The organism is Arthrobacter sp. K410C, from assembly GCF_059090105.1.
In genome coordinates, this window is record NZ_JBNHFJ010000001.1 from 481,749 (window position 1) to 494,913 (window position 13,165).

General features: G+C 66.6%; 13 protein-coding genes. 4 read left to right on the top strand and 9 right to left on the bottom strand.

All coding sequences use genetic code 11. The annotated features are described in order from the left end of the window. Positions 1-77 precede the first annotated feature (77 nt). Positions 78-1,304, top strand: a complete 1,227-nt coding sequence (locus AC5RU7_RS02280) for a DNA recombination protein RmuC (protein ID WP_494050903.1) — start codon at positions 78-80, stop codon at positions 1,302-1,304. Between the two features lie 97 nt (positions 1,305-1,401). Here the strand turns inward: AC5RU7_RS02280 and AC5RU7_RS02285 are convergent, their stop codons facing one another. Together AC5RU7_RS02285 and AC5RU7_RS02290 are read right to left on the bottom strand one after the other, a co-directional pair. Then, on the bottom strand, positions 1,402-2,481 hold the full coding sequence (locus AC5RU7_RS02285; protein ID WP_494008833.1) for a 4-hydroxy-3-methylbut-2-enyl diphosphate reductase: 1,080 nt from the start codon (positions 2,479-2,481) through the stop codon (positions 1,402-1,404). Positions 2,482-2,490: 9 nt separating this feature from the next. After that, positions 2,491-3,342, bottom strand: coding sequence for a hypothetical protein (locus tag AC5RU7_RS02290; protein WP_494050904.1), 852 nt, complete (start codon positions 3,340-3,342; stop codon positions 2,491-2,493). Positions 3,343-3,505: 163 nt separating this feature from the next. On the opposite strand from AC5RU7_RS02290, the gene xseA reads away from it, so the two are divergent. Together xseA and AC5RU7_RS02300 are read left to right on the top strand one after the other, a co-directional pair. Continuing rightward, positions 3,506-4,843, top strand: a complete 1,338-nt coding sequence (gene xseA, locus AC5RU7_RS02295) for an exodeoxyribonuclease VII large subunit (protein WP_494050905.1) — start codon at positions 3,506-3,508, stop codon at positions 4,841-4,843. After that, on the top strand, positions 4,836-5,054 hold the full coding sequence (locus AC5RU7_RS02300; protein ID WP_494008836.1) for an exodeoxyribonuclease VII small subunit: 219 nt from the start codon (positions 4,836-4,838) through the stop codon (positions 5,052-5,054). Before xseA ends, AC5RU7_RS02300 begins: the two co-directional genes overlap by 8 nt. 9 nt (positions 5,055-5,063) lie before the next feature. Here AC5RU7_RS02300 and AC5RU7_RS02305 read toward each other — a convergent pair whose 3' ends face one another. The 6 genes from AC5RU7_RS02305 to AC5RU7_RS02330 all read right to left on the bottom strand — a co-directional run bounded on the left by AC5RU7_RS02305 (position 5,064) and on the right by AC5RU7_RS02330 (position 10,861). Then, positions 5,064-5,918: a polyphosphate kinase 2 family protein gene (locus tag AC5RU7_RS02305; protein ID WP_494050906.1), complete on the bottom strand. Its 855-nt coding sequence runs from the start codon at positions 5,916-5,918 to the stop codon at positions 5,064-5,066. Positions 5,919-5,969: 51 nt separating this feature from the next. Next, positions 5,970-7,190, bottom strand: a complete 1,221-nt coding sequence (locus tag AC5RU7_RS02310; protein WP_494050907.1) for a pyridoxal phosphate-dependent aminotransferase — start codon at positions 7,188-7,190, stop codon at positions 5,970-5,972. Between the two features lie 140 nt (positions 7,191-7,330). Further along, positions 7,331-8,293: an ABC transporter substrate-binding protein gene (locus AC5RU7_RS02315; RefSeq protein WP_494050908.1), complete on the bottom strand. Its 963-nt coding sequence runs from the start codon at positions 8,291-8,293 to the stop codon at positions 7,331-7,333. Then, positions 8,290-9,033, bottom strand: a complete 744-nt coding sequence (locus AC5RU7_RS02320) for an ABC transporter permease (protein WP_494050909.1) — start codon at positions 9,031-9,033, stop codon at positions 8,290-8,292. The genes AC5RU7_RS02315 and AC5RU7_RS02320 overlap by 4 nt, the downstream gene beginning before the upstream one ends. Continuing rightward, positions 9,030-9,761 carry an ABC transporter permease gene (locus AC5RU7_RS02325; RefSeq protein WP_494050910.1) on the bottom strand — a complete coding sequence of 244 codons (732 nt, stop codon included), beginning with the start codon at positions 9,759-9,761 and terminating at the stop codon, positions 9,030-9,032. The genes AC5RU7_RS02320 and AC5RU7_RS02325 overlap by 4 nt, the downstream gene beginning before the upstream one ends. Continuing rightward, positions 9,761-10,861 carry an ABC transporter ATP-binding protein gene (locus AC5RU7_RS02330; protein WP_494050911.1) on the bottom strand — a complete coding sequence of 367 codons (1,101 nt, stop codon included), beginning with the start codon at positions 10,859-10,861 and terminating at the stop codon, positions 9,761-9,763. Before AC5RU7_RS02330 ends, AC5RU7_RS02325 begins: the two co-directional genes overlap by 1 nt. Positions 10,862-11,103: 242 nt before the next feature. Between AC5RU7_RS02330 and AC5RU7_RS02335 the strand changes: the two genes are divergently transcribed. Further along, positions 11,104-12,120, top strand: a complete 1,017-nt coding sequence (locus tag AC5RU7_RS02335) for a pirin family protein (protein WP_494050912.1) — start codon at positions 11,104-11,106, stop codon at positions 12,118-12,120. Positions 12,121-12,136: 16 nt separating this feature from the next. Here AC5RU7_RS02335 and AC5RU7_RS02340 read toward each other — a convergent pair whose 3' ends face one another. Then, positions 12,137-13,087 carry an N-acetylglucosamine kinase gene (locus AC5RU7_RS02340; protein WP_494050913.1) on the bottom strand — a complete coding sequence of 317 codons (951 nt, stop codon included), beginning with the start codon at positions 13,085-13,087 and terminating at the stop codon, positions 12,137-12,139. Positions 13,088-13,165 lie beyond the last annotated feature (78 nt).

The window sequence follows — 13,165 nt, forward strand, 5'->3', positions numbered from 1 at the left end:
ACCCGCAGGGCGTCCCCCGCCTGTACCCGCGGATGTCACTGCCCTACATTGTCCGACCCCCATGCCACAGTGAGGGCATGGATGTTTTTGCGTTGATTCTGGCCTTGTTCATGCTGCTGCTCGGCGCCCTTGCCGGTGCTGCTGCCACCTACTTTGTGCTGCGGAAAAGCTCCCATGCCCTGGAGGCGGACTTCGACGCTGTCTCGTCCAGGCTCTCAGAGGTCAGCGCGCAGTTCGCAGCGGCCGACGCCGAGCGCCGGCTTTTGGCGGCACAGAACCGGGAGCTTGGCGAGGCACGGACGCAGGACGGCAGCGTGCTGCGCGCGCTTGCGCCGGTGGCGGAGAAGCTGTCGGCGGTACAGCAGCAGGTGGCCCTGTTGGAGCGCGACCGGGTGGAACAGTACGGCCAGCTTGCGCAGCAGCTGCGGGAGGCCCGGCACTCGGATGAACAGCTGATCAGGTCCACGCACGCGCTGGAGTCGGCATTGCGCTCAAACAGCGCCCGCGGACAGTGGGGCGAGGTGCAGCTGCGGAGGGTAGTGGAAGCATCGGGGATGCTCCGCCATGTCGACTTCGTTGAGCAGCTTCACAGCGCCGGCAGCGATTCGTCTGTCCGCCCTGACCTTGTGGTTCAGCTTCCCGGCGAAAAGCAGCTGGTGGTGGACGCCAAGGTTCCGCTGTCGTCCTACCTGGAGGCCCAGCAGCTGGGTGCAGTGGATTCCCGGCCCGGGCAGCAGGGGCGGACGGTGCAGGCGGATGGCCGGTCGCAGCAGGTGCTGCTGGCTGCCCACGCGAAGGCTCTCCGTGCGCACGTGGATGCCCTCAGTAACAAGAAGTACTGGGATATCCCGGGCAACTCGCCAGAACTGGTGATTTGCTTTATCCCGGCTGAATCCATCCTGGCAGCTGCCTTGGCCGCTGACGCAGAACTCCTGGACCATGCCTTGTCCAGGAACGTGGTCCTGGCCTCCCCCAGCACTCTCCTGGCTGTCCTGAAATCAGTTGCCTTCACGTGGCGGCAGGATGTCCTGACGGACAGCGCCCGGGAACTGTTCGACCTTGCCCGGCAGCTCTACGACCGGATGGGAACGCTCGGCGAAAACGTCAGCAAGCTGGGCTCATCCCTGAAATCGTCGGTGGACCGCTACAACGCGATGGTGGGAACCCTCGAGGCGCGGGTGCTGCCTACGGCACGGAAGCTGAACTCCCTGGAGGAGTCCGGCCTGGCTGCTCCGCCGGCAGTGGAAGCCACGCCGCGTGCCCTCTCGGCTCCTGAGCTTCAGCAGGACGAGGCTGCAGCCTAGGAAAGGCCAAGGCAGCCTGGGAACGGCAAAAAGAACCGGAGCGGGCCCCGCAGCTGTAAGCTGCGGAGCCCGCTCTATTCTCTGAAGCGCCGTTGTTTCAGCTGCGCGGCCTGCGCCCGCCCAGCGCACGGCTGACATCCCCGGCCTGCTTGAGTGTTGCGCGGAGTTCCTTGGGCAGCGAGAACAGGAGGTCCTCTTCAGCGGTGACTACTTCCTCCACTGTGCCGTAGCCGTACTCGGCCAGCAGCCGCAGCACGTCCTGCACCAGGACTTCGGGAACGGATGCCCCGGAGGTTACGCCCACGGTAGCCACGCCCTCGAACCAGGCCTCGTCAACCTCGTTGGCGAAATCCACCCGGTAGGAAGCCTTGGCACCGTATTCGAGGGCCACCTCTACGAGCCGGACGGAGTTGGAGGAATTGGCGGAGCCGACGACGATCACCAGATCCGCCTGCGGCGAGATTTTCTTGATGGCCACCTGCCGGTTGGTGGTGGCGTAGCAGATGTCGTCGCTGGGCGGATCCTGGAGCGTGGGGAAGCGTTCCTTCAGCAGCCGGACCGTCTCCATGGTCTCGTCAACGCTGAGGGTGGTCTGCGAGAGCCAGATGACTTTTTCCGGATCCCGCACGGTGACCTTGTCCACCTCGTGCGGGCCGTTGATGATCTGGATGTGCTCCGGCGCTTCGCCTGCCGTGCCTTCCACTTCCTCATGCCCGTCGTGGCCAATCAGGAGGATGTCGAAGTCATCCTTGGCAAACCGGACGGCTTCCTTGTGGACCTTGGTCACCAGTGGGCAGGTGGCATCGATGGTGCGCAGCCCGCGCTCCTCGGCTGACTCGACCACCGCGGGAGAAACGCCGTGCGCCGAGAAGATGACCAGGGCGCCCTCAGGCACCTCATCGGTTTCATCCACGAAGATGGCGCCCTTTTCCTCCAGGGAGCTGACAACGTGGACGTTGTGCACAATCTGCTTCCGCACATACACCGGCGGGCCGTAGTGTTCGAGGGCCTTTTCGACGGCGATGACAGCGCGGTCCACGCCCGCGCAGTAACCGCGGGGCGCGGCCAGCAACACTTTCTTGGTTCCCAGGACAGGGGCTGCAGCTGCTACTTCCTCCGGAGAGCGGCGCCGACGCGGGATGGTGGGCATCGAAAGGGAAACAGCTGAGGAGGTCATTTCTCCATGCTACCGGGTTGTCCCCGGGCGCCTCCGCGATGCGATCCCGGCCACAGCGCCCAGCAGCACCAGCACGCCGCCGGCGAGGGCTGCAGCAACGGTCCAGCCTGTGAAGTCTGCGGTGGCCGCGGCCACGAATTCGTTCCGGAACATGTTGGCCACCTCGTTGCCGGTGTCCGTGGCCAGTGCCCGCGCCGAACCTATCTCCGCACCGAGGGCCCACAGCCCCGCGAGCACCAACCCGCCGAGCCCGGCGCCCACCAGTACCGTCCAGCGCCGGCGGGCCGCGACAAGGGCAAGGAGGAAGGCGATGCCCGAGCCTGCTGCAAGCACGTAGCCCATGGGGGCGTACGTAGCCAGCCGCTCCGTCCATTCCCGCTGTTCGGGCTGGCCAACGTTGATCAGCGTCTCCCCCGGCGGATCCAGCGGCAGCCTGGTGGCACGCGAGATCTCCTCAACCCCCAGTGCCACCAGCGGTCCTACGTCCAGGGTCAGGGAGGACACGGATCCGGTAGCGCCGGGGTCCGCAGGAGCCTGCGGGAAACTCAGCCGGTGGCTCTTGCGAAGGGTCTCTTCCCAGGCCGCCGGATACCCCGGCAGGCCGGCCAGTGACGTGGCGGCATCCTCCAGCACCGGCTGGACAAGGTCAGCGAGGAACCCGGGGACTGCGCTGGTGTCAATGGTTCCTACAGCCGCCGTGGCCAGCTGCTGCTGGAACTCCGAGTTCTTTCCCAGCGGGGCCGCCAGTTCCACGAAACCGTCCTCCTGGACGAGGTTGCGGTCAAGCCAGATGGCCGGGACGGCCACGGCTGCCAGCAGGACACCCAGCACGGTGGCCACGGCGGAAACAAAAGTGCGCACAGCAGGTCCTTCGTCGTTGTTGGCGGTAGACCCATCCTAGGCAAGGATCCTGGCGGGATTCTGTCGGTCCCGCATGCTACAGCTTATGGATAAGGTTGAATGACCGCCGTACAACAGACGAAGGACCCCATGCCCGCAGCTCCAGCCCCGCAAGGGCGTTTGCATGTCTGACCAGGCTTCCCTTCCCGGCACCGCACCCTCCACGCTGCCCGCGACGGCTGCTGAAACCACCCCGGACAACCCCTGGCCGCTGCAGTTGCTCTCGCAGAAGCTCAAGGCCCACATCGACAGGACCCCGTCCGCGTGGGTGGAAGGCCAGGTCATCGAGCTGAACCGGCGGGGAAGCAACGCCTACCTGACGCTGCGGGATGTTGATGCGGAAGTTTCCCTGCCCGCCTCGGTCTGGACCAAAGTACTGGAACGCCAGAACCTGCCCCTTGAACGCGGATCCCGGGTGGTAGCCCTGCTAAAACCCGAATTCTGGATGAAGACCGGCCGGCTCAACATGCTGGTCCGCGATATCCGGCCGGTGGGCCTCGGTGACTTGCTGGCCCGGATTGAACGGCTCCGGCAGGCCCTCTCCGCCGAGGGGCTCTTCGCCGATTCCCGGAAGAAACCCCTCCCCCTGCTGCCGCACCGGATCGGCCTGATCACAGGCCGAGACTCGGACGCCAAGAAGGACGTCCTGCGGAACGCTGCGCTGCGTTGGCCTGCGGTGGAGTTTGAAATCAGGGAAGTGGCCGTCCAGGGCAACACCGCTGTCTCTCAGGTGGTCCGTGCCCTCCGCGAGCTCGATGCCCACCCCGTGGTGGATGTCATTGTGATCGCACGCGGCGGTGGCGCGCTCGAGGACCTGCTTCCGTTCAACAGCGAGGAACTCATCCGCGCCGTGGCGGCGGCGGCCACCCCTGTGGTGAGTGCCATCGGGCATGAGGCGGACCGGCCGCTGCTGGATGACGTCGCCGATCTGCGTGCCTCCACGCCCACGGATGCAGCCAAGCGGATTGTTCCCGAGGTCTCCGAGGAACTGGCAGGCGTCCGGCAGGCACGGGAACAGCTGCGCCGCTGCATGGAACGTCTGGTGGACCGGGAATCGGACAGGCTGACCTCGTTGCGCTCCCGCCCCGTCCTGGCGTCTCCGGAAGGACTGGTCACCGTCCGGGCCGAGGAGATCGAACGGCTGCTGCGGCGGTCGTCGGCTGCCGTGAACTCCACGGTTGTCCGGGCCGCGGACCAGTTGGAGCATCTCAAGGCGCAGGTGCGGGCGCTGTCGCCGCAGAAGACGCTCGACCGCGGGTACGCCGTCGTCGAGCTCGCTGGCTGGCAGGCCGCACCCACCGCGGTCGCCGGCCACGCTGTGGTCCGCCGCGCGGTGGACGCCCCGGCAGGCTCTGCGCTTTCCATCCGCGTGGCGGAGGGGCGTTTCGGCGCCACCTCCACCGGGACGCGCAACCCCAAGACGCAAACGGACGTAATGCAGGAAGGAAACGCTCATGAGTGAGCAGACAACAGATGCCGCCATCGCGGGGCTGAGCTACGAGGAGGCACGCGAGCAGCTCATCGCCGTCGTGGGCCGGCTCGAGGCGGGAGGCGCCAGCCTGGAAGAGTCACTGGCGCTGTGGGAGCGGGGCGAAGCCCTCGCCGCCCGCTGCGAGGAATGGCTGGAAGGGGCAAGGAAACGGCTGGCCGCTGCCCGCGACCAGCCGCTGTAACAGGCAGGCTCAGGAGCGCAGGATCAGCTCCCGTTCGGTGGGAACGTCAAAGTCCGCTTTCGGCCATTGAAGGTTTAGTTCGGCCAACGCACCAATGAGCAGCTGCTGCACGGCGATGCGGGCATACCACTTCTTGTTGGCCGGGACTACGTGCCAGGGGGCTTCCCTGGTACTGGTTTCGTCGAAGGCCGCCTGGTATGCATTCATATAGTCTTCCCAGAACGCCCGCTCATCGAGGTCGCCACGGTTGTATTTCCAGTGCTTCGCCGGGTTGTCCAGGCGGGCCAGCAGCCGCTCTTTTTGTTCCCCGCCGCTGATGTGGAGCATCACCTTCACCACCTTGGTTCCCGATTCGATGAGCCGCCCCTCGAACTCGTTAATGGCGACGTAGCGCCTTTTGATCTCCTCGGGACTTGCCCAGCGGTGGACGCGGTGGATCAGGACGTCCTCATAGTGGGACCGGTCGAAGACCCCCACCATGCCGACGGCAGGCACTTCCTTCTCGATCCGCCAGAGGAAGTCGTAGGACTTCTCCTCGGTGGTGGGAGCCTTGAAAGCCTTGAACTGGACACCCTGCGGATCCATCGCCCCCATGACGTGCTTGACGATGCCGCCCTTGCCGGCCGTGTCCATGGCCTGCAGGATGAGCAGGATCCTCTTGCGGCCGCCGAAACGGGATTCGGCGAACAGTTTTTCCTGCAGGTCGGCCAATTCGTCGTCCATGTCCGCCAGCAGTGCCTTGCCGTCCTCCTTCGTGCCGTTGTAGCCCGGGGTGGCATCCGGGTCGACGTCGGACAGGGCAAATCCGTCGCCTACACGCAAAGTTTCAGAAGGAAGCTGCTCGAACCGAGTGACGCCGGCCATGGGGAATCCTTTCCGCGAAGTGCCACGGGCGTCATAGCCCGTGTGCACAGGCTAGTTCCCCTGGTACCTGCTCAGGAAGTCCCCCATCCGGCCAACAGCTTCCTCGATGTCCTTGACGTTGGGCAGCGTAACCATGCGGAAGTGGTCCGGGCGCACCCAGTTGAAGGCACGGCCGTGGGACACCAGGATCTTCTGCTCCCTGAGGAGGTCCAGGACGAACTTCTCGTCGTCCCGGATGTGGAAGACCTCTGGGTCAAGCTTCGGGAAGAGATACAGGGCGCCCCGGGCCTGCTGGGTGCTCACGCCGGGGATGTCATTCAGCATGTCGTAGGCCTTGTTGCGCTGCTCCAGCAGGCGGCCGCCGGGCAGGATCAGGTCGTTGATGCTCTGGTATCCGCCAAGGGCGGTCTGGATGGCGTGCTGCGCCGGGACGTTAGCGCACAGGCGCATGTTGGCCAGCAGGCTGATGCCCTCAAGATAGTCGGCGGCGTCCTTCTTGGGTCCCGAAATGGCCATCCAGCCGGCGCGGTAGCCGCACACCCGGTAGGCCTTGGACAGCCCGCTGAAGGTCAGGCAGAGGACGTGGTCGCCGGTGAGCGCGGCGAGGTTGATGTGGACGGCGTCCTCGTACAGGATTTTTTCGTAGATCTCGTCGGCGAAGATCACCAGCCCGTGCTTCTCGGCCAGGGCAACGATGCGCTTGAGCGTCTCCTCCGGGTACACGGCACCGGTGGGGTTGTTCGGGTTGATCACCACGATGCCCTTGGTCCGGGGCGTGATCTTGGATTCGAGATCCTCCAGGTCGGGCTGCCAGGCGGATTCCTCGTCGCAGAGGTAGTGCACGGGTTTTCCGCCGGCCAGCGCCACGGACGCGGTCCAGAGCGGATAGTCCGGGGTGGGGATGAGGACTTCGTCCCCGTCGTCCAGCAGCGCCATCAGGGACATGGTGATGAGTTCGCTGACGCCGTTGCCGAGGTAGATGTCGTCCACGTGGATGTTCTGGATCCCGCGGGTCTGGTAGTACTGCGATACGGCCGTCCGCGCCGAGAAGATGCCGCGGGAATCGCTGTAGCCCTGCGCATGGGGCAGATGCCGGATCATGTCCACCAATATGGCATCGGGGGCTTCGAAGCCGAACGGCGCGGGATTGCCGATATTCAGCTTGAGGATCCGGTGGCCCTCCGCTTCCATCTGCTGGGCGGCCTGCAGGATCGGTCCACGGATGTCATAAAGGACGTTGTTGAGCTTCGTGGACTGCCTGAATTCTGCCATTCCTCAAATATGCCACAGGAAGGATGCACGGCCGCTGAGACCTCGCCCACACGAACGACGGCGGCTGCCGGACTTCGGAAAGTCCGGCAGCCGCCGTCGTGACCACCGTGCGGATGGCCCGGCGGGCAAGCTGCAGGCTCCTACTTGAGGATGCCCTTGTCCTTCAGCCAGGCTTCGGCTGCTTCCTTGGCACCCTGCTTCTGGCTGCCGCTGACGGCACGGTTGAGGTTGATCAGGTCCTCGGTGGTCAGCTGGCTGGACACGTTGTTCAGCGCCTCCTTGGCCTTGTCTGTCATCGTGGCCTCGTTGTACAGGGGGATGACCTGCTGGGCGATGAAGTTGTTCTTCGGGTCCTCGAGGACCACCAGGTCGTTGTCCGCGATGGACGGGGTGGTGGTGTAGATGTCGGCCACCTGGACCTGGTCCTCGAGCAGCGCCTTCAGGGTCAGCGGGCCGCCGCCGTCGCTGAAGGGCTCCAGCTTCTTGGGCTCGCAGTTGTAGTTCTCCTTCAGGCCGGGCAGCCCGTAGGCACGTTCGGCGAAAGTGGCAGGTGCCCCGACAGTAATCTCGCTGCAGACCTTGGCGAGGTCCTCGATGGACTTCAGCTGGTACTTCTCAGCCGTTGCCTTGGTGACCACCATGGCGTCCTTGTTTTCCGCCTTGGACGCGTCCAGCACGGCCAGGCCGTCCGGCAGCTTGTCCGGAAGGGCCTTGGCGATGTCCTCGGCCGACTCCTCCGTGGCTTCCTTGTCGACGTGCAGCAGCAGGTTGCCCGTGTAGTCCGGGACAACGTCAACGGAACCGTCCTGGACGGCCTTGAAGTAGACCTCGCGGGAGCCGATGTTCGGCTTGGTGGTGGCGGTGACGCCGGCGGCGTTCAGTGCCCCCGCGTACAGTTCGGCGATGATCTGGCTTTCCGGGAAGTCGGCCGAGCCGACCACCAGGGAGGTGGTCCCGCCCGTGGAACCGCCGGTGGTTTCCGGAGCCTCGCTCAGGGGATCTGACGAACCGCCGCACGCGGACAGCGCCATTGCCAGGCCGAGTCCTGCGGCCAGCCCGCCAAATGCCCGCCTTCCCAGGCGCGGGTGATGGCTTAGTTTCATGGTTTACCTCCTTGGACAACAGTCTCCGTAAGCACGGGGTCTGTGAGATCGGCCGCAGCCTGCTGGCTGCGGCGGGACTGCCCTGCTGCCCCTGGTGTCAGGAACAGCCGCTGGAACAGGGACAAAACAAGGTCGACGGCGATGGCCAGCGCTGCGATGAGCAGTGATCCGCCCAGCATTTGCGGGAAGTCGCTCAGGACCAGCCCGTCGAAGAGGTACCGGCCCAGGCCGCCCAGGTTGATGTAGGCAACCACCGAGACGGTGGCAATCACCTGCAGCACGCCGGTCCGGAAACCGCCAAACATCACCGTCAGGGCGTTGGGCAGCTCAGCGCGGAACAGGACCTGGAGCTCTGTCATCCCCATGGCGCGGGCAGCGTCCACCACGTTCCGGTCCACGCTGGAAATCCCGGCGTAGGTCCCGGCCAGGAGCGGCGGCACGGTCAGGATCACCAGCGCCCACACCGGGGGCATGAGTCCGATTCCTGCGAGCAGGACGAAGAGTGTCAACAGGCCGAGTGTGGGCAGTGCCCGCAAAGCCCCGGCCAGCGCCACGATCGCCACCCGGCCCCTGCCGGTGTGTCCGACGTAGAGGCCCACCGGGACCGCGATGGCCGCGGCGATCAGCATCACCAGGCCGGTGTACTGGAGGTGCTCACCCAGCCGTGCCGGGATACCGGCGGACCCGGTCCAGTGTTCCGGGTCGGCCAGCCAGGCAAAGGTATTGCTGAAGACGCTCACGCGTTCCCACCCCCGGTCTTCGGAGCAGCGGGCCTCCCGGCCGCGGCTGCAGGCTCAAGCGTGCCGGCGGCCAGGGGTTGCGGGCCGCGTCCCTTGCCGGTCCGCTCCCACGGCGTGAGGATGCGCTCCAGCAGGACCAGCAGCGCGTCCATCACCAGCGCCAGGAAGAGGATGGCAATGATGCCCACCACCACTTCGGTCACGAAGTCCCGCTGCAGGCCTGAGGTGAACAGCATGCCGAGGTTTCCGATGCCCAGCAGGGCGGCGACGCTGACCAGGGAGATGTTGCTGACGGAGACCACCCGCAGGCCGGCAAACAGGACCGGAAGGGACAGTGGCAGGTCAACCTGCAGGAACCGTGCCAGCGGTTTGTACCCCATGGCAACGGCGGTCTGGCTGATCTCAGCATCCACGGAATCGAAGGCGTCCAAAGCTGCGCGGACCAGCAGCGCGACGGCGTAGATGGTCAAGGCCACCACCACGTTGAGCGGATCCAGGATCCGGGTGCCCAGGATGGTAGGCAGGATGATGAAGAGGGCCAGCGACGGAATGGTGTACAGCAGCGAGGATGCAGTCAGCACCACGGAGCGGAGTGCGCGGTGCTGCCGGGCGAGCTGGGCCAAGGGGATGGAAATCATCAGGCCCAGGACCATGGGCACAATGGCCAGCACCATATGCTGGCCTGCGCGTTCGAAGACCATGCCGCTGTTGGCGAGGAACCACTCCATCAGAGCGCGGCCTGCCGCAACTGGCGTGCTTCCTCGATCAGCGCCAGGACCTCCCCGCCCCGGACGGCGCCCAGCACCCTGCCTTCGGAATCCACCGCCACGCCCAGGCCCGACGGCGACGACAGGGCCGCGTCGAGCGCTTTCCGCAGGCTTTCGCCGGGCCGGAACAGGGAACCGCCGGGTATCAGCCCGGTGTCGGTGCCGGGGGTCGACCAGCCGAGCGGGCGCATGTCCTGGTCCACCACCAGCTGCCACCCGCCGGCGGTTGCCGGATCGGAGACAGGGCCGGACGGGCCGCGGACGATGGTCGGCACCGGGTGGAGTGTGACGCCGTCGGACGGGGTGAAGCCCAGGTGCCGGAAGCCCCGGTCCCGCCCCACGAAGGAGGCCACGAAATCGTTGGCCGGCGCCCGGAGGATCTCCTCCGGCGTGGCGTACTGGGCCAGCCTGCCGCCCACGGCGAAGACCGCCACCCTGTCCCCCAGCGTGGTGGCCTCGTCAATATCGTGGGTGACGAAGACGATGGTTTTGGCCAGGTCCTTCTGCAGCCGCAGCAGTTCCTGCTGCAGTTCGTCGCGGACCACGGGGTCCACAGCGCTGAAGGGTTCATCCATGAGCAGGACCGGCGGATCCGCGGCGAGGGCGCGGGCCACGCCGACGCGCTGCTGCTGGCCGCCGGAAAGCTGGGAGGGGTACCGCTTGGCAAGGGGTCGGGCCAGGCCCACCACGTCCAGCAGTTCCTCGGCGCGCCTGCGGGCGTCGGCCTTGGACACCCCGTTCAGCCGGGGCACTGTGGCGATGTTGTCCAGCACCGAGCGGTGCGGCAGCAAACCGGCGGACTGCATCACGTATCCCATGGACCGCCGCAGCTCCGCGGCCGGCACCGAGGTGACATCCTTGCCCCCAACGGCGATGGTGCCGCTGGTGGGTTCCACCATCCGGTTGATCATCCGCAGCGAGGTGGTCTTGCCGCAGCCCGATGGTCCAACGAAAACCGTGATGGCGCCTTTCGCGATGGACAGCGAGAGGTTGTCCACGGCCGGCTGCCCGCCCTGGTACTGCTTGGTAACGCTCTGGAACTCGATCATCGCCTGGTCCATGGTGCGGACTTACCTGTTCTGTTGGACGGCATCTGATTGCACGCGACATTGTCATCAGCACGCTGATAGTTACGGTAACCCAATCCGGGGCCGGCATCACCGGTAGCGGCACCTAATCCGCGCAAAGGATTTCCTACTGTGACCATTCGGAGCCGCACGCGATCCGGACGGGCGCAGGACCGGATCACGGGCCGCGAAGTTAAGCACTGACCGCCCCGGCCGCACCGGCCTACAGTTGGAGGGTGACCAACTTGGAGATCTCACCCCAGCAGGAAGTCTGTCCGCCGGCGAGCGCCGAGGGGAGTTCGGGACCATGCCTGCAGCTGTGGCCGGAGCGTGAGGTCCCGCTGGGCGGGGTGCGAGCCATGAACGTCCAACGGACCCTTCCCCAGCGCGGCCTTCCCACCATCGGGGCGTGGTGCTTCCTGGACAGTTTCGGCCCGGACCGGACGGCAATGTCCGTCCTGCCGCACCCGCACATCGGGCTGCAAACGGTCACGTGGCCGCTTGCCGGCCACGTCCGCCACCGGGACAGCGTGGGCAGCGATGTTGTGGTCCGCCCGGGCGAGCTGAACATCATGACCGCAGGGCACGGCGTCTCCCACTCCGAGTTTGCTGTGCTCCCTCCTGCCGGCGGGGAATTGCCGCTGCAGCGCGGCCTCCAGCTGTGGGTGGCGCTGCCCGACGGCGAGCGGCACCGCGGGCCGGCGTTCGAGCAGCACCGCGACTTGCCCCGGGTAACCGGGGACGGCTTCACCGCAACCGTGATGGTGGGCGAGCTGGCCGGCGTGGCCTCCCCCGCCACCATGTACTCGCCCATCGTGGGAGCCGACGTGTCCTGTGAAGGCACCGCGGTGCTCCCGCTGAATGGGGACTTTGAGCACGGCATCCTGGTGCTCGACGGCGGGCTGTCGCTGGACGGGCAGGAACTTCGTCCCGGACCGCTGGGCTACCTTGGCACGGGCCGGCAGGAACTGCGGCTGCAGGCACTTCCGGGCACGCGCTTCCTGCTGATCGGCGGCGAGCCGTTCCAGGAGGAACTGCTGATGTGGTGGAACTTCGTGGGGCGGACCCACGAGGAGGTGGAGCAGGCCCGGGAGGACTGGGAAGCGCAGGCCGCATTGTCCGGAACCGATGCGTATTCCGCCAGGTACGGCCTGGTGCCCGGCCACGGCCCCGATGCGGGCGCCGAAGCCGGGCGCATCCCCGCTCCCCCGCTGCCGGCGGTGCGGCTAACGCCACGGAAGCGGGCCGTCTGATTCGCCGGAACCGGCGTCAGGCCGGCTCCGCCAGCAGCTGCAGCACCCCGAACACGGGCTCCTGGTTCAGGACCCGGACATCGGCGGCGCCGGCACTGGAAAGATGGTGGCGGAAGGAATCCTGCAGTGGTTCCACGTTCATGCCCAACCCGCCGCCCAGGATGACAGGGCCATCGAGCCCGAGCTGGCGGAGCACCTGCAGCGCCAGGTCTGCAAGATCGCGGCCGGCCTGGTCCAGCATGGCCTGGCTGCCGGCGTGCCCTGCGGCTGAAGCCGCCACTACGTGGCGCGCCTGCTGGGCCCAGAAACGGCGTCCGGTGTCCGTGGAGTGGAACAGCGCGATGAGCCGGTTGGGGTGGTCCACCCCGCAGGATTGCAGCAGCGCGGTGGTGAGTTCGTCTACGGGCAGTCCCTGGTTCATCCGCCGGAGGCTGTGCCTCACGGCTTCGCGGCCCAGCCAGTACCCGCTGCCTTCATCGCCCAGCAGGTAGCCCCAGCCGCCTGCGCGGGCCTCACCGCCGTCGGCGTTCCTGCCCCAGGCGGCCGAACCGGTCCCGGCGATCACTGCCACCCCGGTGCTGGCGTGGCCGGCCGCGAGCAGGAGGCGCGAGTCGTGCACCACGGTGACCAGGGCATCGGGAACGTGCGGCTGGATCAGCGATGCCAGGGCGGCCGCGTCCTCATCGGTGTCGATCCCGCCCGATCCCGCGTAAACCCGGGAGACTGCACCGCCGCCGATCCGGCCGAAGAGGTCCGCGATATTGCGGGCCGCCTCCTCCCGGCTGACATTCTGCACATTTGAGCTGCCCGCGGACTCGTCTGCAACCGGCACGCCGCCCTCGAAGCGGATGCCGTGGGTCTTGGTGCCTCCGATATCAAGGCCAATCACGACGCCGGCGAGCGGGCTGGGTGCGGACGCCACAGTCTTGTCGGTGGGCAGTGCGGAGGGGTTTTCGGTGTTGGTCACGTCACTAGGGTACTGGCCGGCACAGGCGCCAACCTGGCCGGGACCGGCCCTGGCTCCGTCATGTCTGTCCCCTCCTCC

Bases quoted from the DNA above. Each gene is read 5' to 3' on its own strand.
- AC5RU7_RS02280 (WP_494050903.1), top strand. From the start codon at position 78: ATGGATGTTTTTGCGTTGATTCTGGCCTTGTTCATGCTGCTGCTCGGC.
- AC5RU7_RS02285 (WP_494008833.1), bottom strand. From the start codon at position 2,481: ATGACCTCCTCAGCTGTTTCCCTTTCGATGCCCACCATCCCGCGTCGG.
- xseA (WP_494050905.1), top strand. From the start codon at position 3,506: ATGTCTGACCAGGCTTCCCTTCCCGGCACCGCACCCTCCACGCTGCCC.
- AC5RU7_RS02300 (WP_494008836.1), top strand. From the start codon at position 4,836: ATGAGTGAGCAGACAACAGATGCCGCCATCGCGGGGCTGAGCTACGAG.
- AC5RU7_RS02305 (WP_494050906.1), bottom strand. From the start codon at position 5,918: ATGGCCGGCGTCACTCGGTTCGAGCAGCTTCCTTCTGAAACTTTGCGT.
- AC5RU7_RS02310 (WP_494050907.1), bottom strand. From the start codon at position 7,190: ATGGCAGAATTCAGGCAGTCCACGAAGCTCAACAACGTCCTTTATGAC.
- AC5RU7_RS02315 (WP_494050908.1), bottom strand. From the start codon at position 8,293: ATGAAACTAAGCCATCACCCGCGCCTGGGAAGGCGGGCATTTGGCGGG.
- AC5RU7_RS02325 (WP_494050910.1), bottom strand. From the start codon at position 9,761: ATGGAGTGGTTCCTCGCCAACAGCGGCATGGTCTTCGAACGCGCAGGC.
- AC5RU7_RS02330 (WP_494050911.1), bottom strand. From the start codon at position 10,861: ATGGACCAGGCGATGATCGAGTTCCAGAGCGTTACCAAGCAGTACCAG.